The 19675-nt window shown below is 68.4% G+C and carries 24 protein-coding genes and 2 pseudogenes; 10 read left to right on the forward strand and 16 right to left on the reverse strand.

Annotated features, from left to right (window positions below; translation table 11 throughout):
* Nucleotides 1-1105: pseudogene (locus A5752_RS09180) on the reverse strand (AMP-binding protein); the annotation flags it as partial.
* A 79-nt stretch (nt 1106-1184) separates the two neighbouring features.
* Between A5752_RS09180 and A5752_RS09185 the strand changes: the two are divergent.
* The 3 genes and pseudogenes from A5752_RS09185 to A5752_RS27950 all read left to right on the forward strand — a co-directional run.
* A complete protein-coding gene (locus A5752_RS09185) occupies nt 1185-1460 on the forward strand; it encodes a hypothetical protein (protein WP_067084506.1) in 276 nt (91 codons plus the stop codon).
* On the forward strand, nt 1457-2332 hold the full coding sequence (locus tag A5752_RS09190) for an LLM class F420-dependent oxidoreductase (RefSeq protein WP_067084508.1): 876 nt from the start codon (nt 1457-1459) through the stop codon (nt 2330-2332). The genes A5752_RS09185 and A5752_RS09190 overlap by 4 nt, the downstream gene beginning before the upstream one ends.
* A pseudogene (locus A5752_RS27950) lies at nt 2332-2673 on the forward strand (nuclear transport factor 2 family protein); the annotation flags it as partial. The gene A5752_RS09190 and the pseudogene A5752_RS27950, both read left to right, overlap by 1 nt.
* Before the next feature lie 70 nt (nt 2674-2743).
* Here the strand turns inward: A5752_RS27950 and A5752_RS09200 are convergent.
* The 3 genes from A5752_RS09200 to A5752_RS09210 are packed head-to-tail and all read right to left on the reverse strand — an operon-like array spanning nt 2744 to nt 4820.
* The gene (locus A5752_RS09200) at nt 2744-3235 is read right to left on the reverse strand and encodes an NUDIX hydrolase (RefSeq protein ID WP_067084512.1); all 492 of its coding nucleotides are present in this window, start codon (nt 3233-3235) and stop codon (nt 2744-2746) included.
* Nucleotides 3236-3284: 49 nt separating this feature from the next.
* Complete coding sequence (locus tag A5752_RS09205) at nt 3285-3476, reverse strand: hypothetical protein (RefSeq protein ID WP_067084514.1); 192 nt, start codon at nt 3474-3476, stop codon at nt 3285-3287.
* 33 nt (nt 3477-3509) lie between these two features.
* Nucleotides 3510-4820, reverse strand: a complete 1311-nt coding sequence (locus tag A5752_RS09210; RefSeq protein WP_067084516.1) for an NAD(P)/FAD-dependent oxidoreductase — start codon at nt 4818-4820, stop codon at nt 3510-3512.
* A gap of 44 nt (nt 4821-4864) precedes the next feature.
* On the opposite strand from A5752_RS09210, the gene A5752_RS09215 reads away from it, so the two are divergent.
* The 4 genes from A5752_RS09215 to A5752_RS09230 all read left to right on the forward strand — a co-directional run bounded on the left by A5752_RS09215 (nt 4865) and on the right by A5752_RS09230 (nt 7974).
* Nucleotides 4865-5677 carry a hypothetical protein gene (locus A5752_RS09215; protein WP_067084518.1) on the forward strand — a complete coding sequence of 271 codons (813 nt, stop codon included), beginning with the start codon at nt 4865-4867 and terminating at the stop codon, nt 5675-5677.
* A gap of 188 nt (nt 5678-5865) precedes the next feature.
* The gene (locus tag A5752_RS09220; protein WP_067084520.1) at nt 5866-6171 is read left to right on the forward strand and encodes a hypothetical protein; all 306 of its coding nucleotides are present in this window, start codon (nt 5866-5868) and stop codon (nt 6169-6171) included.
* Between the two features lie 73 nt (nt 6172-6244).
* A complete protein-coding gene (locus A5752_RS09225) occupies nt 6245-7192 on the forward strand; it encodes an ankyrin repeat domain-containing protein (RefSeq protein WP_067084521.1) in 948 nt (315 codons plus the stop codon).
* An 11-nt stretch (nt 7193-7203) separates the two neighbouring features.
* Complete coding sequence (locus A5752_RS09230; RefSeq protein WP_067084523.1) at nt 7204-7974, forward strand: SGNH/GDSL hydrolase family protein; 771 nt, start codon at nt 7204-7206, stop codon at nt 7972-7974.
* Here A5752_RS09230 and A5752_RS09235 read toward each other — a convergent pair.
* The 5 genes from A5752_RS09235 to A5752_RS09255 all read right to left on the reverse strand — a co-directional run bounded on the left by A5752_RS09235 (nt 7971) and on the right by A5752_RS09255 (nt 10531).
* On the reverse strand, nt 7971-8336 hold the full coding sequence (locus A5752_RS09235) for a DUF732 domain-containing protein (protein WP_067084524.1): 366 nt from the start codon (nt 8334-8336) through the stop codon (nt 7971-7973). The two genes, A5752_RS09230 and A5752_RS09235, sit on opposite strands and share 4 nt — an antisense overlap.
* A 25-nt stretch (nt 8337-8361) precedes the next feature.
* Entirely contained in the window at nt 8362-8943 is a 582-nt protein-coding gene (locus A5752_RS09240) for a hypothetical protein (RefSeq protein ID WP_197500586.1), read from the reverse strand.
* A 121-nt stretch (nt 8944-9064) separates the two neighbouring features.
* The gene (locus A5752_RS09245; RefSeq protein WP_067084526.1) at nt 9065-9247 is read right to left on the reverse strand and encodes a hypothetical protein; all 183 of its coding nucleotides are present in this window, start codon (nt 9245-9247) and stop codon (nt 9065-9067) included.
* On the reverse strand, nt 9244-9681 hold the full coding sequence (locus A5752_RS09250; RefSeq protein ID WP_067084527.1) for a hypothetical protein: 438 nt from the start codon (nt 9679-9681) through the stop codon (nt 9244-9246). The genes A5752_RS09245 and A5752_RS09250 overlap by 4 nt, the downstream gene beginning before the upstream one ends.
* A gap of 46 nt (nt 9682-9727) precedes the next feature.
* On the reverse strand, nt 9728-10531 hold the full coding sequence (locus A5752_RS09255; RefSeq protein ID WP_067084529.1) for a nuclear transport factor 2 family protein: 804 nt from the start codon (nt 10529-10531) through the stop codon (nt 9728-9730).
* A gap of 109 nt (nt 10532-10640) precedes the next feature.
* Between A5752_RS09255 and A5752_RS09260 the strand changes: the two genes are divergently transcribed.
* Nucleotides 10641-11060 carry an Rv0313 family protein gene (locus tag A5752_RS09260; protein ID WP_067084598.1) on the forward strand — a complete coding sequence of 140 codons (420 nt, stop codon included), beginning with the start codon at nt 10641-10643 and terminating at the stop codon, nt 11058-11060.
* On the opposite strand, the gene A5752_RS09265 is transcribed toward A5752_RS09260, so the two are convergent.
* Together A5752_RS09265 and A5752_RS09270 are read right to left on the reverse strand one after the other, a co-directional pair.
* Nucleotides 11057-11503 (reverse strand): SRPBCC family protein, encoded by a 447-nt coding sequence (locus A5752_RS09265; protein ID WP_067084600.1) that lies wholly within the window; start codon nt 11501-11503, stop codon nt 11057-11059. The two genes, A5752_RS09260 and A5752_RS09265, sit on opposite strands and share 4 nt — an antisense overlap.
* A 31-nt stretch (nt 11504-11534) precedes the next feature.
* Nucleotides 11535-12536: an esterase family protein gene (locus tag A5752_RS09270; protein ID WP_067084531.1), complete on the reverse strand. Its 1002-nt coding sequence runs from the start codon at nt 12534-12536 to the stop codon at nt 11535-11537.
* 255 nt (nt 12537-12791) lie between these two features.
* Here A5752_RS09270 and A5752_RS09275 point away from each other — a divergent pair, with 255 nt between their 5' ends.
* Nucleotides 12792-14249 carry an aldehyde dehydrogenase gene (locus tag A5752_RS09275; protein WP_067084533.1) on the forward strand — a complete coding sequence of 486 codons (1458 nt, stop codon included), beginning with the start codon at nt 12792-12794 and terminating at the stop codon, nt 14247-14249.
* On the opposite strand, the gene A5752_RS09280 is transcribed toward A5752_RS09275, so the two are convergent.
* The 5 genes from A5752_RS09280 to A5752_RS09300 are packed head-to-tail and all read right to left on the reverse strand — an operon-like array spanning nt 14241 to nt 18327.
* Nucleotides 14241-14663 carry a MaoC/PaaZ C-terminal domain-containing protein gene (locus A5752_RS09280; RefSeq protein WP_067084535.1) on the reverse strand — a complete coding sequence of 141 codons (423 nt, stop codon included), beginning with the start codon at nt 14661-14663 and terminating at the stop codon, nt 14241-14243. The two genes, A5752_RS09275 and A5752_RS09280, sit on opposite strands and share 9 nt — an antisense overlap.
* Nucleotides 14660-15133, reverse strand: coding sequence for an FAS1-like dehydratase domain-containing protein (locus tag A5752_RS09285; protein WP_067084602.1), 474 nt, complete (start codon nt 15131-15133; stop codon nt 14660-14662). The genes A5752_RS09280 and A5752_RS09285 overlap by 4 nt, the downstream gene beginning before the upstream one ends.
* Before the next feature lie 53 nt (nt 15134-15186).
* Complete coding sequence (locus A5752_RS09290) at nt 15187-15600, reverse strand: nuclear transport factor 2 family protein (protein WP_067084536.1); 414 nt, start codon at nt 15598-15600, stop codon at nt 15187-15189.
* 10 nt (nt 15601-15610) lie between these two features.
* Complete coding sequence (locus A5752_RS09295; protein ID WP_067084538.1) at nt 15611-17212, reverse strand: AMP-binding protein; 1602 nt, start codon at nt 17210-17212, stop codon at nt 15611-15613.
* Nucleotides 17212-18327, reverse strand: a complete 1116-nt coding sequence (locus A5752_RS09300) for an aromatic ring-hydroxylating oxygenase subunit alpha (RefSeq protein ID WP_067084540.1) — start codon at nt 18325-18327, stop codon at nt 17212-17214. The genes A5752_RS09295 and A5752_RS09300 overlap by 1 nt, the downstream gene beginning before the upstream one ends.
* A 104-nt stretch (nt 18328-18431) precedes the next feature.
* Between A5752_RS09300 and A5752_RS09305 the strand changes: the two genes are divergently transcribed.
* A complete protein-coding gene (locus tag A5752_RS09305) occupies nt 18432-19673 on the forward strand; it encodes a cytochrome P450 (protein WP_067084542.1) in 1242 nt (413 codons plus the stop codon).
* Nucleotides 19674-19675 lie beyond the last annotated feature (2 nt).

Consider the following 19675-nt stretch of genomic DNA (forward strand, 5'->3'; position numbering starts at 1 on the left):
TTACCCCGGCCGGAACCGGGCGCAACCACTCGTCGAGCACGAACAGCGCCGCGGTCGATACCGGCGCACCGATCGGCGCCGGCCCTGATCCCGGTGTCAGCGGCGCGCTCATCGACGCATACACCGTGATCTCAGTGGGGCCGTAGGCGTTGATCACCACCCGGCCCGGAGCCCACCGATCCACCACATCGCCGGGGCAGGCCTCACCGCCGAGCAGCAACGCCACCGACTCGAGCCCCTGCGGAGACAACGCCGCCACCGCCGAGGGGGTCTGGGTCAACACGCTGACCCGCTCGCGCACCAGCAGGGCGTGGAAATCCTCGGGCGAGGTGGTCACCGACTCGGGCACCACCACCAACCGCGCCCCACCCAGCAGCGCGGCCCAGATCTCCCACACCGAGAAATCGAAGGCATACGAATGGCATTGCGTCCACACCTGCTCGGCCGGCAAGTGCTCAGACGACGACTGCGCCAAGTGCGCCAGATTGCGGTGCGTGACGGCCACACCCTTCGGGGCTCCGGTGGTGCCCGAGGTGTAGATGAGATAAGCGATATCGTCGGGCGCCGGGGCGGGCAGCGCGGTGGCAGACCGCGCGCCGACCTCGAGATCATCGACATCGATCACCGCCAGGTCCAACCCGTCGAACCGGGCCACCAAATCCGCGCTGGTGACCGCGGCGACCGGCGCGGCATCACCCACCATGAACTCAATCCGCGCTCCCGGCACCGCCGGATCGATCGCCAGATACGCCGCCCCGGTCTTCAAAACCGCCACCATCGCCACGATCGCCTGCGCCGAACGCTCCAACAACAGCGCCACGCACTGCCCTGGGCCTGCACCCCGCCCGGCCAACGCGTGCGCCAACCGGTTGGCGGCCTCATCGAGTTCGCGATAGGTCAGCGACTGAGCACCCGAAGTCACCGCCACCGCCTCCGGGGCGCGAGCGACCTGCGCGGCCAACAACACCGGAACCGACGGCGCCATCTCCGGCTGGGTCAGCACCGCCCGATTACCCCACTCATCCAGACGGGCATGCTCACCAACGTCAAGCACATCCACCTGAGAGAGTCGCCGTCCCGGATCGGCGGCCATCGCCACCGCGACCGACACTCCGACCACGACCACCACCACCGAGGACGACGACACCACCACGTCGTCGACCCAGGCCGCCGACTCCGCCGCGGTGATCGGGGCCGACTGCTCCCCCGAGGGCGCCACCGCCCAGACCGCTGACGGCTCGACCGCCTACTGCTCGACGCTGCAGAGCACCGGCGCGACGATCTGGTCGCTGACCGAAGGCGACGTCCCGAGTCCGACCGTCACCACCGAGGCGACCGACCCACCGCTGCCGGTGGCCGAGGAGTCACCCGTTCGGGTGTGCATGGAGCAGACCGGGCAGACCCGCCGCGAATGTCGCAGGGACATCCGGGAAAGCAACGGCCTGCCCCCGCTGCCATGAGATTCGCCGTTGTCGCGCCCGTGGCAGCCGGCGTCACCGCAGACCCGGCCTTCATGGCCGCGTTCGCGCAGCACCTGGAGGCGTGCGGCTTCGAGTCGCTGGTGGTGGTCGAGCACACCGTGCTGATGACGCGATACACCAGCGTCTATCCGTACGACGCCTCGGGCCGCGTCGAACTGCCCGCCGACTGCGCCGTACCCGATCCACTCGACCTTCTCGCCTTCCTGGCCGGGCAGACCCGGCGGCTCGGGCTCGCCACCGGCGTGCTCGTGCTGCCCAACCACCACCCCGTCGTGCTGGCCAAGCGGGTGGCGACGGTCGACGCGCTCTCGGGCGGACGGCTGCGGCTCTGCGTGGGTGCGGGTTGGCTCAAAGAGGAAGTCGAGGCGTGCGGTGCGGACTTCGGCAGCCGCGGCAGGCGCGTCGATGAGCAGCTGGCCGTCCTGCGGCTGCTCTGGCAGCACCGTCCCGACGGGGCCGACTTCCACGGCGAGTTCTTCGACTTCGACAATGCGATGTGTTATCCGAAACCCCTGGCGCACATACCTATTCACATCGGTGGACACAGCCGGGCGGCGGCAAGGCGGGCGGGCAGGCTCGGCGACGGCTTCCAGCCCCTCGGCGTCGGCGGGGCCCAACTGGCCGAACTGGTCGCCGTGATGCGCGAGGAGGCCGAGCGGTGTGGGCGCGATCCCGACGCGCTGGAACTCTCGCTCGGACATCTCGTCACCAAGATCGACGGCGACCGGGCGGCCAAGCTCGAGGCGCTCGGCGCCGACCGGCTGATCCTGGCCATGCCCCCGACGGCCGATCTCGATGAGGCCCGCGACGCGCTGTCGGCATGCGCGCAGCGGCTGGGGCTGGCGTCGTGATGCTGAGCACCGCCGACCGGCTGGCGTTGGCCGACCTCGTGCACGTCTACGCCTCCGCGGTCGACGACCGTCGGTTCGACGACGTCGCCGAGCTGTTCACCGAAAACGCCGAACTGCGGCTACCGGAGCCTCCACGATCGCTGGAGCCCGTGCGCAGCCATCACGGGCGCGAGGGTGTCCGTGCGGCGATGGCTTCGCTGGCCGCCGTGACCAGGACCGAACACGCGATCGTCGGCGAGGTCTACGCCGCCGCCGACGAACGTGACTATGCGCTCGGCCGGATCACCTGCATCGCCCATCACTGGACGATCAGCGACGGTCAGGCCTCGGATCTCGTATGGCACCTGCGCTACGACGACGAATATCTGCGCACGCGGGTGGGTTGGCGGATCCACGGCCGCGCGCTGACGATCAATGCGATCGAGACTCGGCCAGTTCGTCGTCTGCGATTACCTCCATCAGACGGTCCACCAGGATCCGCTGACCCTTCAACAGCTTGGACCGAGCCTGTGCCGCGGAAAACCAACCGACCCGGTCGATTTCGGGAAACTCCTTGATCGTGCCGGAACCCTTCGGCCACTCCAGGGTGAACGTGTTGGAGAACGTGCCGTCGAGGTCGAGGTCGCCGCGCACCGCGAACGCGGTGATGACCTTGCCGCTGGGCTGCTTGACGGGCGCGAACTCGATGCGAGGACCGCTCGGCGGCGCCTTGCCAAGCTCCTCTTCGAATTCGCGGCACGCGACGGTCCACGGGTCATCGCCCTCGTCGTACTCGCCCTTGGGGATCGACCACGCCCCCTCGTCCTTGTGCGCCCAGAACGGCCCGCCGGGGTGGCCGATGAGAACCTCGACCACCCCACCGGTCACCCGGTAGAGCAACAGCCCCGCGCTGAGCTTCGGCACTCCCCCATCCTCTCCATCCGCGGGCGGTCGCCCGCGGAACGAGAAAACGTCAGTACTTGCGGTCACCCTCGCTGCTGTCGAAGAAGTCCCAGTCCCCGTCGTCGTTCTTGACCTCCATGCGCCACCCGAGCTCGGGCTCGGCTTTCTGGTCGACGAACCAGGCGTGGGCGTCGTCGGCGCTCTCGATGTCCTTGGAGTCGACGACCTCGCCCTTCGGATTCAACACGCGATACGTAGCCATTTCGCTACAGTTCCCCGGATCACCGGGTTTGAATCAGTCCGGTTTCGGCATCGGGATGCCTTCGCTCGCCGAGAACTGGGCGTCCTCCTGTGACGACAGGCCGAAGGAGACCACCGACCGGTCGAAGGCCAGGTCGGTCAGGTACGCCAGGGCCACCGCCCAGCGGTTGACGAAGCGCGGGATCGCGTACACGTGGTAGGCGCGGGTCACGACCTTGGCGGGGAAGCCCGACAGCTGGATGTTGAGGGGGTTCGCCACGGCGTTGCGCGGGCCGAGATCGACCACCAACCCCATGTTGCGGTGCTTGTACCGCTTCGCCTTGCCGATGCCGAGGCTCGCCGCGACGTTGCGCGCCAACACCTTTCCCTGCCGGGTGGCGTGCTGTGCGGTCGGCGGGGTGATCTTGCCAGGCTGGGTGACGTCGGGCACCGCGGCGGCGTCGCCCGCGGCGAACACGCCGGGCTGACCCGGGACCTCGAGCTCGGTGTTCACCTTCAGCCGGCCCCGCTCGGTCGGCAGCCCCAACTTCTCGATCAGCGGCGCACCCGTCACCCCGGCCACCCACGCCACGGTGTGGGTTCGGACCAGTGAATCATCGCTGAGCACAACGTGTTCGGGGTGTACCTCCTTGAGCGTGACCCCGAGCCGCACGTCGATGCCGCGGGACTTGAGCACACGCTGGGCGGCGGCACCCAGCTTCTCCCCGACCTCCGGCATCACCTGCTCGGCGAGGTCGAGCAGTAGAAATTTCACCTCGCGCGGGTCGAAGCCCATCTGCTTGGCCGCCGAATCGGCCAACGCCCGCAGCTGCACCGCCAGCTCGGTGCCCGAGTAGGACGCGCCGACCACCACGATCGTGCGCCGCGCCTGGCGCCGGCCGGGATCGTCGTCGACGTCGGCCAGCTCGAGCTGCTCGAGCAGGTGGTCGCGCAGGTACAACGCCTCGGCCGTCGACTTGAGGCCGCGGGCGTGCTCGGCGAGGCCGGGCACATCGAACAACCGGGTGACCGAGCCGGGCGTCAGCACCAGCCGGTCCCACGGCAGCGCCCGAGAGCGTTCCTCGGGGTCGGTGTAGGTGACGGTGCGCTGCGCGAAGTCGACCTCGTCGACGCGGCCGCGGATCGCCTGCACCCCGCGCAGCGCGTTGGCCAGCGGAATCGCGACGAATCGGGCATCGACCAGACCGCCCGCGACGTCCGGCAGCAGCGGGGTGTAGAGCATGTAATCGACGGGCGAGATGATCGAGATCTCAACGTCGGAGCCTTTTCTGCGGAACTTTCGGGCCAGTGTGCGCGCGCATTCGAATCCGGTGAAGCCGCTGCCGACGATTACCACGGAGGTCATGGGCCCGACTGTACGGAACCGGCCCAGACGGGAATGCTGGAGGCATGTCGCGCCCGGATCCCCTGCGCCGATTCGATCCCTTCCGGCCCATCGACATGCTGACGGCGTTGTGGTCGTCGGCGGCGGTGACGCCGGTCAGCACCGGGGCGGCCGCGGCATACCGCACGCTGTTCATGACGGTCCGCCGCCTCGTGGTCGGCAGGCGGCTCAACGTCAAGCTGGACGAGGGCGACCTGCGGTTGACGGTCACCGAGTTCGACTCACGCCTCGACGTCCGGGGCTTGTCGGTCGGCCAACTCAACGACGTGCGGCTGGCGGCCCGCGACATCCGGTGGAACGGAGCACGGTTCGACCACGCGACCGCGGTGCTGCACAACGTCCACATCCGGCCCACCGTTCCGCCGGTATTGGTCGCCGCGCCGGTCGGGCTGACGCTCGAGGTGCCGGCGCCGGTGCTCGACGACGTGTTCCGCTGGGCGGCGCCCAGACTCTCGGGCGCGGTCGGCGCCGACGGTGTCGCGCGCCTGAGGCTGGCGCGCCGTCCCGGTGCCGGCCACGTCGAGGTCGACGCCCGACTGGACGGGTCGACGCTCTGGCTCAAGCCGCGCTGCCTCACCTTCGGTCGCACGCGCTGTCCGCTGCCGGCCCGCACCCCCGCCTATCCGGTCCGCCTGCCCGAACTACCGCACGGCGTGCGACTCACCGAAATCAGTTTCGCGCCAGGGGTCGTCAGGCTGTCGGCGTCGGTTGCGGAGTGGCGAATGGACCTTCCCCTCACACGGCTCGAGGACATCCTCGGCCAGTTGAGCGCCGTGGGCCGCCCGCTGCAATTGAATCGGTTGGGCCGCTTGCTCTGACGTTCCGCTGCGAGCGAACATCGTTGTGCCGCTTAAAATCTGCCAAACAAGCGTAATTTCCTGCCAGGGAATTTAAGCGTCCGGACAATCGTTGCGCCGTATGAGCCGACGCGAATGCGACCGAAGCCGAAATGGTCTGCCGGGAACCGCATCAACCGGCTCGAAGACAGCAGAAAGAGGCACAGAATATGAGAAGGACACCTATCGCCGCCGTCGCAGGCGGATTGGCCGCCGCGTTGATCGGGCTGGCCGCACCGGTTGCCGCCGCACCGACGGGACCGTCGAACGCGCAGGACACCATCAACCAACTGAGGTCCGAGGGTTACACCGTCATCGTCACCCAGGTCGGCACCGCCCCGCTCAGCGAGGCCCAGGTGGTCGCGGTCCGCAAGGGCCCCAGCCACACCAAGATCGACGCGGGCTCGCCGGTGATCGGCAGCAGCCACAACTACACCACCTATGAGGAACGCACGGTGTACGTGGACGTGAAGTAGCCGGTCCTGGGACAGGCGCGAGAGGGGCACCCGCACCGGGTGCCCCTCTTCGCGTATGGGCACAATCCTCGCTGTGGCCGAACTCGCCCGGTATCAGGACGGGCCCACGTGCGTCGTCATCTCGTCGGAGGGCGCCGATCTGGTGTTCTCTACCGACCACCACGACGGCGGACGGTCGAACGTCACCGAATCGCGCATGCGGGTCGCGGACTTCGTCGCCCGCGGCGAAGGGCCGTGGCCCTGGTACGACCTCGGTGCGCGGCGCGACGGCGCACTGCAGGTGCTGGCCGCACTGGGCGTCGAACCACCCGCATGGACCGAGGCGTTGCGCCCGGACGTCCTGGACCTGTTCCGCCGGGCCCAGCGCGGCGACTCGGCGGTGATCGAACTACTCGCGATGGGCGCGGACCCCGATCCGGTGGACGCGTGCGGCGCGTCCCCGCTGTGGTACGCGGTGCGCTCGCCGGGGTCGGGTATCGCGGTGGCGCTGATCGACGCGGGCGCCGACGCGGGACGCCGTATCGACCTGTCGGCGCGCGGCGAGCGCTACACCACGATCCTGCACGAGATCGTGCGGGAGGGCCGCACCGTGGCGCTGAACCACGCGCTGGTCAACGGTGCCCCTCCGACGCTGACCGACTCCGACGGGGCGACACCGATGCACGTCGTCGGTGGCGACGGCGACAACGTCAACCCGGAGATCGTGCGCGCTCTCGCGCGAGCCGGCGCGGCGGTCGACGCCGCGATGCCCGACGGCTCCCAACCCGTCGACCGGGCCGCGCGCCTCTTGCTGCCACGCACCGTCGCGGCGCTCGTCGAGCTCGGCGCCGACCCCGCGCGCGGCCTGGACACCCTGCTGGCGTGGTGGGCCACGGCGGCGAGGTTCGACGCATACCGGGCCGGAGTCGTCGCCGAGGTCGCCGAGGTGTTGTGCGCCGGGGGCGCACGGGTGACCGAACGACACCGCGAACTCGCGGCGAGCGCCCGCGCCGAACAGGTGATCGCGGCCCTGCGTCATTAGAGTTCACAAGCGTGGTTCGCTACACCCGCTACGTCGCGATCGGCGACAGCCAGACCGAGGGGCTCTGGGACGTCGACGATTCCGGTGAACTCGTCGGATTCGCCGACCGCCTGGCCGCGATGCTCGACACCCACCACCCTGGCCTGGCGTACGCGAACCTCGCGGTGCGGGGACGGCGGATCCGCGACGTGCTCGACGAGCAGTTGCCGCAGGCGTTGGACATGCAGCCGGACCTCGTCACCGTGTGCATCGGGATGAACGACGTCACCCGCCCCGGGCGGCACTTTCCGCAGGCGCTCGCGGAGTTGGAGGTGCTGTACGACAGGCTCGCCGACTCGGGCGCCACCGTCGTGACGACCACCTTTCCGGACCTGGCCCGGATCCTGCCGATCGGGCGGGTGATCGCCGGGCGGGTCGAGCGGATCAACGCCGCGATCCGGGCGGCCACCGACCGGCACGGATTCCGGTTGGTCGACCTATTCGCGGCGCCGTCGATGACCGACGTGGACACCTGGAGCGACGACCGCGTGCACGGTTCGCCCAAGGGTCATGCTCTGTTCGCGGCGGCCGCGGCCGAGGCGCTGGGATTGCCCGGCAGCAACCGCGACTGGACGCTGCCGTCGGATTCTGCGCGCCGCCCGCCGCTGCGGTCGCAGGCCTACGCCCAGTTGTTGTGGACGCAGAACATGCTGCTGCCGTGGTTCTGGCGGCATCTACGGGGCCGCTCGACCGGAGACGGCCTCGGACCGAAACGCCCGCGGTTGCAGAGTGTGGCGGCCTAGATACCGAGGAACGGCAGCGGGATCGGTGACCGTCCGTCGGCGATCGAGGACACCATCGAGGGGCAGAACATCGAGATCGCGATGCCGGTGAACATGGTCGCCGGTCCCAGCGACATACCGCCCATGTCGGCGACCTTGGCAGCGACGTCGGCGGCGTTCTGGCCCGGGTCGGCCAACATCGGGCACACCTGCTGACCGACGGCGGCCGCGCTGCTCGGATCGCTCATGACGACGCCCGCTTCGGTCACCGCGTTGAGGAACGCGTCGTCGACGGGGTCTGCCTGAGCGGGTGCGGCGACGACGGCCGCCGCGGCGAGGAGTCCGGTGGTCAGCGCGAGCGCCGACACGGGTTTGCTAAGCACCCGGGAATCCTACGCTGCGGGTCCCTCAGACGCCCGTCCAGGCGGTGTCGATGGTGGACCCGACGTCGATCACCTTGGCCTTCTGAGAGGCCGGGCTGTCGATCTCCCCAGCGACGTGCGCGGCGATGAAGCGCCGGATCTCGGCGTCGATGCCGCCGAGGATGCGGACCAACTCGCCGCGCAGCGATTTCGACGTCACATGGATGGAGATGTCGGAGGCCCGCGGCTTCTCGACGTCGAGAATCAGCAGCAGCGGTTCGGCGGCCCGCGCGGTGGCGCGCAGGGCGATCTCGCCGAACACCATGAACTTCGGCTTGTCGATGCGCAGATCGACCATCATGTCGATCTCCAGCGGGATGCGGATGGCAAAGGTGATCATCGGCCCGACGTGGCGGGTCAGGCGCGGCTTCTGGATCCGGACCCTGGCGGTGACCTTCGCGATCTTGCCCGGGCCCTGAGCGATGGGCCCCATCTCGAACTCGTCACCCGCGATGTCGGCGATGGCATCACCGACGCGGTCCTCGGTCACGGCGACCTCGAAGAATCTGCGACCGAATTCCTCGTAGGTGATCTCGGTGATCTCGTCGTCGGCAGGCATGGTGCTCATACCGTCTCACGTGCCCACTGCGCGCCGCACGCGACGCGACTGCCGCGACCGAATCGAGACACCCCGTGCAAGCCTCTCGCGATGTTTCCGCGACCGTTCCGCGATCCCGTGTGCCGGCCGATCAGCGACCGTCGTTGCTGCGCGCCTCGGCCCCGCTCTCCTCCGCGTCGATCGCGTCGTCGGAGAACGTCTGGCCCACGTAGCTGCCGTCGTCGTCGCCGCCGTCCTTGCCGGCCCGGGAGGCCGCGACGTGGTCGTCGTCGGTGACGCCCTCTTCGCTGTCGTCGTCTTCACGCGGAGTCATGCGGCCGGGTTACCCGCGGCGGGTGTGGTCAAACGGGTGCTCGACGGTCGACGGCCCGGGACCAGCTTGAGCGCCAGCAGCCCGAGCAGCGCGACGACCAGGGCGGGCACCCCGTACAGCAACACCCCCATGGCCAGCGTCGACGCCGAGCCGCTCATCGCGGCGGCCACCACGAAGACCGAGAAGGCCCAGCTGACGATCATGGCGATGCCCATGACCACGACCGCGACGGCCACGCTGCGGGCCAGCCCGTAGTGCCGGTAGCCGGTGACGACCAGCACCGCGACGGTCGGTATCCCCAGGATCGCCGCGGCCGTCCATGTCCCGTCGAGTGTCGCGAGGTGGCCCATGGTGGGCAGGATCAGGCAGGACGCCAGGACCGCGGCCACCACCACACCCACGATTGCGATCTCGCGTGAATCAGTGTGTCGCATAGTTGCCGGGTTGCCCCGGCTCGTCGGGGCGAAACGTTTCGGTGGTTCAGCCCCGGGCCGCGGCGTAGTAGCGGATTCGCCTGATCGCGAACGGCTTCGCCGCCACATCGGCGATGAGCACATCGCGCGCGCCTGCGGCTTCGACGCCGCAGACCAGGCTGTGGCCGGCGGCGATCAGTTTGCGCGAACGGGCGCCGGTCAGCCGGGACAGCAGTTCGGTGCTGGCCATTGGGGCATGGTCACCTGCGGTGATCCGCGTGCCGCCACTCAACCAGCGGCGCACCCCGACCTCGTCACCGGTGTGGGCGGCGGCGAGGAACTCGTCGAAGCGTCGCTTGCCGGCCGGGCCGACCCCGCGGAAGCCGCCGAGGAAGCCGAGCGCACCGACCACCCCCTGGTTCATCAGCAGCCCCCGAGACAGTTGGAGCCCGGCGGGCACCGCGCGGACTCCACCCTTGAGAAACTGCCCGACCATCGTCGGAAGCTCCCAATAAGCCGACAGCTCAGCGATTTTCAACTCTCCCGCATCCTCCTCGAGGTGGTAGCGCAGATAGGTCGGGATCCGCAGGGTCAGCCCCGCCGCCATCTGCACTTCGAGCTCCAGGTCACGGATCACGGTGGCGCCCACGACGATGTCGATGTCACGGTGGAACGCGATGTCGCGCGGGCCGACGAACGTGTCGTAGAAGCGCGCGAGCGCGGTGGTGCCGCGGTGCGGTTGCGAACCGACCGGGTCTTCGACGACGCCGTCGAAGGTGAAGGCGCCCGCCCAGGCGTCGCGGTCGTGGACCGCGACGGCGGCCGGGGACCGCTCGACCGCGGCCAACGCGTCCGCCGGTGGAATGGCCATACAGGTTGCCTACCACCTCGCGATCGCTTCAGTCGACTACTTCCCCGCCGGCGGGCACACTGGGATTTACCGCCCCGCAGAGGTTCGCCGGGCGCCGAGGAGGAACACCATGAGCAGCAACGGCCCGTTCGGGTTCGACCCGGAGGAATTCGATCGCGTCGTGCGCGAGGCCGGTGAGGGGTTGCGCGAAGCGCTCGACGGCCTCGGCAGGTTCTTCAGCACCTCGGGTGAACGCGCCGGGTGGGCCAACCTGGTCGACGAGTTCACCCGCTCGTCGCGGCCGCGGCGCGAACCGGAGACCACGGGCGAGACCGGTGACGGGGTGTGGGCGATCTACACGGTGGACGCCGACGGCGGTGCCCACATCGAGCAGGTCTATCCGACCGAACTGGACGCGCTGCGCGCGAACAAGAACAACACCGACCCGTCCCGCAAGGTGCGGTTCCTGCCGTACGGCATCGCGGTCAGCGTGCTCGACGCCAACCACACGGATCCGGCTCCGGACTCCCCTGCGTCCGACGAGGGTTAGCTCTCGAACCGGCGCCGGATGCCCGCGAGCATCTCGCGATGCGCGCTCGTCGCCTCGCGGACGGTGAACGCCGCCAACGGGCGAGGGGCGTCGATCGTGATGTGTTCGGTCACTCGAGTGCCCGTGTCGATCGGAACGAACTCGACTCTCGTGTGCAGGCGCACGCCGGGGAATTGTCGCGCCTCCGCCGTCACGTCACCGGCAGCGGGAACGCTCAACCGCGCCCGGTACGCCGTGCGCATCGTGAACGGCCCCATCCGGATTCGGTCGACGATCCGGTAATCCTGTTGATAGCCATGCCTGTTCGGCGCGCGCCCTGTTGACCGCACCGACACGACGAGCGGGTGTAGCGCGGAGAGGTTGTCGAAGTCGACGTAGAAGGCGCGGACGTCGGCGGCCGGTGCGGATATGTCCTCGTGCAGGGTCCGGTGCGTGGAGGACATCAGCCAGGTGCGCCGATCACGCTGCACCGCTTCATCGTTCGTTGGCAGGCTGGGCCTCCAGAACGCGCTGGACATCGGGTTTCATCTGTAGTAGCTGCTGGCCCGCGTAACCCCAGCTGTGGATGCCTTCGGGGAAGTTGAAGACACCGTTGTTTCCGCCGGCGGCGATGTAGGCGTCGACGAAGGCCCGGTTGGAGTCGATCGCGAAACCCTCGAGGAAGCCCAGCCCGGCGATGGGTGCGTCGGGGCTGGCGAGCGCGGGGTCGGTGAGTGTGCCGTTGCCGCAGTAGATCCAGACGCGGGTGCCGTTGGCGGCGAGCCGGCCCGCCTGCACGGTGGGGTCGTTGCGGGCCCACGCAGGATCGCCGGTCGGTCCCCACATCGCGGTGGGGTCGAAGCCGCCGTTCCACATCTGGGCCACCCTGACCTGGCCCGGTCCGTTCGGTGCCGACAGGTTCAAAAAGCCCGACAACGATCCGGCGTAGCTGAACAGCTGCGGGTGATAGGCAGCCAGTATCAGCGCCGCCGACCCGCCCATCGAGAAGCCCACCACCGCGTTTCGCGTCGGCCGTACCCCCTTGTTGGCGGCCAGCCACGCGGGCAGCTCCTGGCTCAGGAAGGTCTCCCACTTGTAGGTGTAGGTCCCACCGTTGCCGACCGCCGGTGCATACCAGTCGGAGTAGAAGCTCGACTTACCGCCGACGGGCATCACCACGGAGATGCCCGAGCCGTTGTACCAGTCGAAGGCCTGGGTGTTGATGTCCCACCCGTTGTGGTCGTCGCCGGCCTCCATGCTGTCGAGCAGATAGAGCGCGGGTGAATCGGTACCGGCGGAGAGGAATTCGACGCGCACGGTGCGGTTCATCGCCGCCGACGGCACCTCCAGTTGTTCGATAGGCAGGTTGGGGCTCGAAAAGGCTTGTGCGACAGGGCTTGGACCTCCGGCGACCAGCGCGGGTAGCAGCGCGGCGGCCGCGGTGGCGGCGCTCCATCGGATCACCCGTCGCAACGACGGCCACTTGACACGCGACATCGGCGACCTCCCTCGTCCCTGACCGGACGATACGCCCCGAAACCGGCTCACCAGCGGTTTTCGCAACAATGAACCCAGCGGAGGTCAACGGGCGGCGGTTCTGCGGGCCGTGTCGAGGCTGCGGGCGTTCGATCACGCGCCCATTTCCGATGTCTTCTTTGTTATGTTTGCACTAATAGCGACCTTAGCGGGCACGCGGTGTCGCCATGACGTGGCTCGCGGGCCGATGCCGTTCGTCGACGAGGAGGCGCCGTCATGAGATCGCTGACGTACGAACGGCTTTTCATCGGTGGCCACTGGGAGTCGCCGGCCACCGAAGAACGTATCGCGGTCATCTCGCCGCATACCGAAGAGCAGATCGGCGAAACCCCCGGGGCCGCACCCGAGGACGTCGACCGCGCCGTTGCCGCCGCGCGAAAGGCATTCGACGAGGGCCCTTGGCCGCGGATGAGCGTCGAAGAGCGCATGGACAAGGTCGACAAGCTCGCGGCGGTCTACGCCGCCGAGACCGACGAGATGGCCGATCTCATCACCGCCGAAATGGGCTCGCCGCGCAGCTTCAGCAGGTTGGGGCAGGCGACCGGTGCGCTCGCCCAGATGCATCTGATCTCGGCCACCGCGCGCGACTTCCCTTGGATCGAGCGGCGGCCCGGCCTGTTCGGTGACGTCCAGATCCGGCGTGCCCCGGTCGGTGTCGTCGGCGCGATCGTGCCGTGGAACGTCCCCCAGTTCCTGATCATGCCGAAGATGATTCCCGCGCTCATCGCGGGCTGCACCGTCGTGGTCAAGCCGGCGCCCGAGACACCCATCGACGCGATGTGGCTGGCGGAGATGATCGAAGAGGTCGATCTGCCCGACGGCGTCGTTTCCGTCCTGCCCGGCGGCCGCGACACCGGTGAGCGACTGGTACGCCACCCGGGTGTGGACAAGATCTCCTTCACCGGCTCGTCGGCCACCGGACGGCACATCGCCGCCGTGTGCGGGGAGCAGCTCAAACGCGTCAGCCTCGAGTTGGGCGGTAAGTCGGCGGCGATCATCCTCGACGACGCCGACATCGAGCGCACCGTCGGGCATTTGAAGACCGCCAGCCTGATGAACAACGGACAGGCGTGCGTCGCGCAGACGCGGATCCTGGTGAGCGACCGCCGCCACGACGAGGTGGTGGACGCTCTGGCCGCGATGATGTCGGGCCTTCAGGTCGGCGATCCGGCCGACGACGCCACCGACATCGGCCCGCTGGTGGCGCAGCGCCAGCAACAGCGGGTGCAGGGCTACATCGAGGCCGGACTGGCCGACGGGGCGCGAAAGGTGCTGGGCGGCACGGACAAACCGTTCGACCGAGGATGGTATGTCCAGCCGACGCTGTTCACCGACGCGACCAACGAGATGCGCATCGCCCGCGAGGAGATCTTCGGGCCGGTGTTGACCGTGCTCAAATACTCCGACGAACGCGACGCGATCCGCATCGCCAACGACAGCGAGTACGGATTGGCGGGCTCGGTCTGGACGGCCGACGTGGCGCACGGTCTGGAGGTGGCCGCCGAGATCCGCACCGGCACCTACGGAATCAACATGTACACCCTCGACACGACGATGCCGTTCGGCGGGTTCAAGCAGTCCGGAATCGGTCGCGAGTTCGGTGCCGAGGGACTCTCCGAGTACGTCGAGTTGCAGACCACCGTCAGCGCGGACAAGCTGCCGGACCTAACCTGACAGGTCGAGCGTGACCTCGGCGGGGCAGCACAGCTCGCCGCGCTGATTCGACACCGTGACCGTCAGATCCACCAGGCGGCCGTCGCGCTTGGCCACGACACGGCCGCGGCCCACCATCGAATCGCCGGCGTAGATCGATCCGAGCAGGGTGATCTTGCGTCGCACCACGCGTGCGCACGGGCCGGCCCAGTCCGTGGCGACGCGGTCGACGAATCCGGCCACGTGCATGGTGTTGACGAAGATCGTCGGATGCCCGTGGTCGCGGGCGTAGCGCGGATCGTAGTGTGCCGGAAAGTAATCCCATGTGGCGCCGGCGTTCATCACGACGCGCTCGTAGTCGATGTCGTCCACCACCTCGGGCAGGTCCGTCAGCACCGCGATCTGCTCCCAATGCAGGCGCGGGCCCGCCCTCACCCTTGCTCCCCGGGAGTGAACCGGAACAGGGTGTTGCGGTTGACCGCGACCAGGGTTCCGTCGTCGCGGCGGAACTCGTCGCACGTCTCGACGAAGTGTCCGACCCCGAGGCGGGTGCGTTTCTGCGGGGAGACCGACACGACCTCCTCGACGGCGTTCAATCGGTCACCTTCGACGATGGCGCAGGGGAATTCGGCCTCATTGGCGGCGTTGACGAACGTGGTTCCGGGCAGCGGCACGCGCAACGCGATCGCTGCGACGGGCGGTTGACCGTTCGGCTGCCACGGCGGCGGGATCAGCCAACCCATCAGCAGTCCCGGAGGCGCTAGCAGTCCGCCCCACTGGCGTCGGGCGAAGTCCTCGTCCCAGTAGGACGGGTTCGCGTCGCGGACCATGGCGGCGAAGTGCCGGATGCGGGAAGCGCTCACCGCGGTGCCGGCGTATCTCGGCTCCGTGCGCATGCCCACCATCTGCAGCGCGTCGTCGTATGTGCCGTACGCGAGCTCGAAGCGGATGGGTACGGTCACCCCGGTAACGCGTTCTCACGAGGAACCGCATCCCAGGCCAGCCGGCGGGATGCGAAGTACCAACCCCCGCGCTCGTAGACGAGACGGTCCGTGTAGTTGCCCGTGGCCTCGAGTTGATTGTCGCGCAACAGGAGAGCGACGCAGTGCTGCGTCGCTTCGACGCCGTCGACGGCGATGTCGTGATCGACGGTGACCAATCGGCGCCCGTCGCCGCCGTGAAAAGCGTCGGCGAGATTGCTGAACGAGGTCTCGCCCTCGGTGTACGTCGCTCCGGAATGCCGGAACGTGGCCAGCCAACCGGCCAGGTCACCACTCGTGAACAGCCGGTTGTGCCTGGCGTCGAGGTTGAGGATCGCTGCCCGCCCGGCCAGCCCGTCGAGCACGTACTGCTCTTGGTAGCTCAAAGGCATCGTGACTCCTTCACCGACTCAGCAGGTAGCCGTTGGCTTCTCGATCCCACGCCGCAGGGCTCAGGCCCCGCGTGCGCAGGAGGTCTTTGCGAATCCGCCCGATGACGGTCTTCGGGATCTCGTCGAGCACCTCGAGATAGCGCGGCACACAGAAGTACGGCATGCGTGCGGCGCAGAAGTCGAGCAGCTCGCAGAAGTCGATCGTCGCACCGGGCCGCAGCGTCACCACGACGAGGATGTCGTCCTCACCCAACTCGCTGGGCATCGCGACCGCGGCGGCCTCGGCGACCGCCGGGTGTTGCGCGACGGTCTGCTCGACCTCCACCGAGGACACGTTCTCTCCGCGCCTGCGCAGCGAGTCCTTGGCGCGGTCGACGAAGGTCAGGTTCTGGTCGCCGTCGAGGAAACCCAGGTCTCCGGTCCGGAACCACTCGGGGTGGGGGTCGATCGGCAGCCCGCGGTGCCCGGGCGCGGACGACACATACCCCTCGCTCATAACATGCGCAGTCCGCGGCCGGCACGCGATCTCACCTGTCACACCAGCGGCCACGGGACGCCCGTCCCCGTCGACGATGCGCACCTCGAAGGCCGGGTTGACTTGTCCTGACGTACCCGGCACGCCGTCGTCCGAAACCGCCTTGTAGGCGATGGGGAACGCCTCGGTCAGTCCGTACATCGTCACCACGCGGCAGCGGTACCGCTCCTCGATCGCGCGGTACAGCTCGGCCGGGATGGGTGCGGCGGAGACGAACCGGATGCCGAGCTGCGCGTCGCTCGGGGTCGGAGGCAGGTTCCACAGCATCGACACCATCGCGCCGGCGCCGACGAACCCCGCTGCGCCGCAGGCACGTAACTCGTTCCACGCGTCGGCGGGGTGGAAAGCGCTCGCCAGCACGCTGGTGCCGCCGACGAGCATCGGCGCCAGCACCGTCGGCGCCGCGCTGAGGTGGAACAACGGCATCGCCGTCCAGATCACGTCGCCTTGGCCGTACTCCCACGCCGACGCGACGGTGGCCGCCGCGACGAACAAGTAGTGCCACGTCGTCGCCACCGCCTTCGACGGACCGGTGGTGCCGGAGGTGAAGAACAGCGCGCCGGCCTCGCCGGCGTCGGTATTCACCGACGGGACGGTGCGGGGATGCGCCGCGCTCAGCTCCGCGGCCACCGAATCATCGAGCAGGAGGGTCGGCGTCGGAGCGTCGAGCCGCTCGGTGACCTCGGCCAGCCGCTCGCGCCTCGCCTCGTCGGTCACCACGAGCTTGGCCCGCGACACGTTGAGCGCGCCGGCCAGGAAGTCGCCCTTGTTCGCCGCGTTGACCGCCGCGCTCACCGCGCCGAGGCGGGCTGCGCCGAGCCAGAAATACACCCACTGGGCGCACGTGCCCGCGAACAACGCCACCGTGTCGCCGCGGCCGATGCCGCGGTCGGCGAGCATCGCCGCGGCGGCGCAGGACCGGTCGCGCATCTGACCGAAGGTGATCGGCGTGCCGTCGATCGACAGCATCGTGCGGTCACCGAACTGTTCGGCACGTCGATCGAGAACCGACGCGACCGTGAAGCGCTCGACGCCGAATGTGGCCGGCTCGACGCGCCACGGTCGATCCTGCGGCATCAAGCGTCCGCGGCGGAGGGATCGGGCTCGCCGGCGGCGGTGTAGCCGAAGTCGGTCGGCGTCGGTTCGGCGCTCGGATAGAAGCGGTGTGCCCAGCGGCGCAGCGCGGCGTAGTCGCGGGCCTCCTCCGGCGCGAGGTTGGGCTTCTCCAGGTACTTCATGTTCTCCCAGGTGAAGAAGTCCTGCTTGATGACCTCCTGCTGTAACTGCAAGAACTTCGCTGCCCGGCCGGTCGGCTTGTCACCGCGGTCGCCGGGTTCGCGGCTCGACGCCTGGGTGTAGAAGTAGTCGGTGTAGTCCTCGTCGACCGGCGTCTGACCAGTCACCTGAACGGTGGCGACCAACTCCGAGGGGAAGCGCACCACGCCGAGGCCCAGCGAGTAGTTGTCGTAGATGATCTTTGCGTCGACGGGCCCGTTGGGGGTGAGCCACGTCTTCGCCCGTCCCCCACCGAAATTCGCGTTCACCGTCGCATGCAGGTGATAACCCGACACTTCGAACGACGCGGTGTTGGCCGGATTCGCGGCCTTGTGCACATACTGCACGTGGTACGGGTCCGCCGCGTTCTCGATGATCATCTGCGCGTGCACCTTGACCCGGTTGACCATCCGGGTGTGCGGGTGCAACGGGTAGTACTCGTCGGTCTCGAGTTCGGGTAGCACCGGCGGCTGCCAGTATGGAGCGCGCCCATGGCGTTCGTGCCAGACCAGGATGAAGCCGTACCACTCGGTGCTGGGATACCGCTTAATCCGGACATTCTGTTTGCAGCCGATCTTGCTGTACGGGATCAGCGCGTTGGTGCCGTCGCCGGTCCACTGCCAGCCGTGCCACGGGCAGACGATGTGCTCACCCTCGACGGTGCCCCCGACCCCCATGTTGGCGCCCAGGTGCTGACAGTAGGCGTCGAGCACGTTGACCCGTCCCGATGCGGTCCGGAAGATCACCAGCTCCTCGCCGAAGTAGTGGGCGCGTTTGACCTGACCGGCGCCCAGTTCGGAGGAGAACCCGACGATGAACCACCCGGTCGGGAAGCGGTACTTCGACAGGCTGATGCCGCTGGGCCCGAACTCGCGCTCCGACGGGTCGAGGGTTGATTCGTCGACCGTGTCCGTCATCGCAACTCCGTTCGCGCACGCACCAGCCGAGGTCAGCGGCGCTGTCCGTTGCCTATTTTTACTATTTTAGGCATTCTGGGTCAAGAACGGCGAAAGGAAGCAACATGCCGACGACGACTCCGGTCGACCTCTCGGATCCGGCGTTGTGGCAGAACGGCTTTCCCGACGAACTGTTCGCGCAGCTGCGCCGGGAGCGTCCGATCTTCCGGCACGGGCTCACCGACCGTGTGGCTGAGACGCTCAAGCACGACTTCTGGATCACCACCAAGGTGCATCACGCACACCGGATCCACCGCGACACCGAATCGTTCACCGCGGCGGAGGGACCGCTGATCCAAGGCGTGGGCGCGGTGGGCTCGTTCCCGACGGTCATCAACATGGACCCACCGGTTCTGCTCAAGCGGCGCCGAGTGCTGTCGCACGCGTTCACGCCGAAAGCGATCGCGAAACTCGAGCACGACATCCGCCGCCGGGCGGCCGGTATGGTCGACCACCTCCTGGAATCCGGCGGCGGCGACTGGATCGAAGACGTCGCCGACGCGCTCCCCATGTCGGTGATCGGCGACATCGTCGGAATTCCGGAGGACGACCGAGCGGAGATCTTCGACACTTTCGACTTGGTCCTGCAGGCGAATTCGGCGGCATCGGGTGAGGAGGCCGAGCAGCAGCACCTCGAGCTGTTCGGCAAGATCTTCACGTACGCGGCGGAGTTGACCGCCGAGAAGCGCCGCAATCCCACCGACGACATCTGGAGCACACTGGCCACCGCGGTCGTGACCGACGAGTACGGTGAGCAACTGTCGATCCCCGCGGCCGAGCTCGACATCTTCTTTTTCGTCATCGCGTTCGCTGGGAGCGACACCACGAAGAACGCTCTGGCGTACGGACTTCGGGCGTTCATCGACAACCCGGCGCAGATCGAGCGCTACCGCACCGACCCGTCCGTACGCCAGACCGCGGTCGAAGAGGTGCTGCGGTGGTCGTCGCCGATCGCGTTCTGGAGCCGGGTCACCAAGACCGACGTGGAGATCGACGGCGTCACGATTCCGAGCGGTGAGCGCGTGGTGTCGATGTTGCGATCGGCCAACCGCGACGAGGACGTGTTCAGCGATCCCTTCACGTTCGACATCGGGCGGGCCGACAATCCGCACGTGGCGTTCGGCGGCGGAGGTCCACACCACTGTCTCGGGGCGATGCTGGCGCGTGCGGAGATCCGCGCCGTGCTCGACGAGCTGTTGTGCCGCGCCGAGGACATCGAGCTCGGTCCGGTCGCCGTCACCTACCCGAACCTGACCAACAACATGACGATCTTTCACGCGATGCCGATCTCGTTGCGCAGCCGCTGAAC

The sequence above is a fragment of the Mycobacterium sp. 852002-51961_SCH5331710 genome (genome assembly GCF_001665535.1).
Classification (GTDB): domain Bacteria; phylum Actinomycetota; class Actinomycetes; order Mycobacteriales; family Mycobacteriaceae; genus Mycobacterium.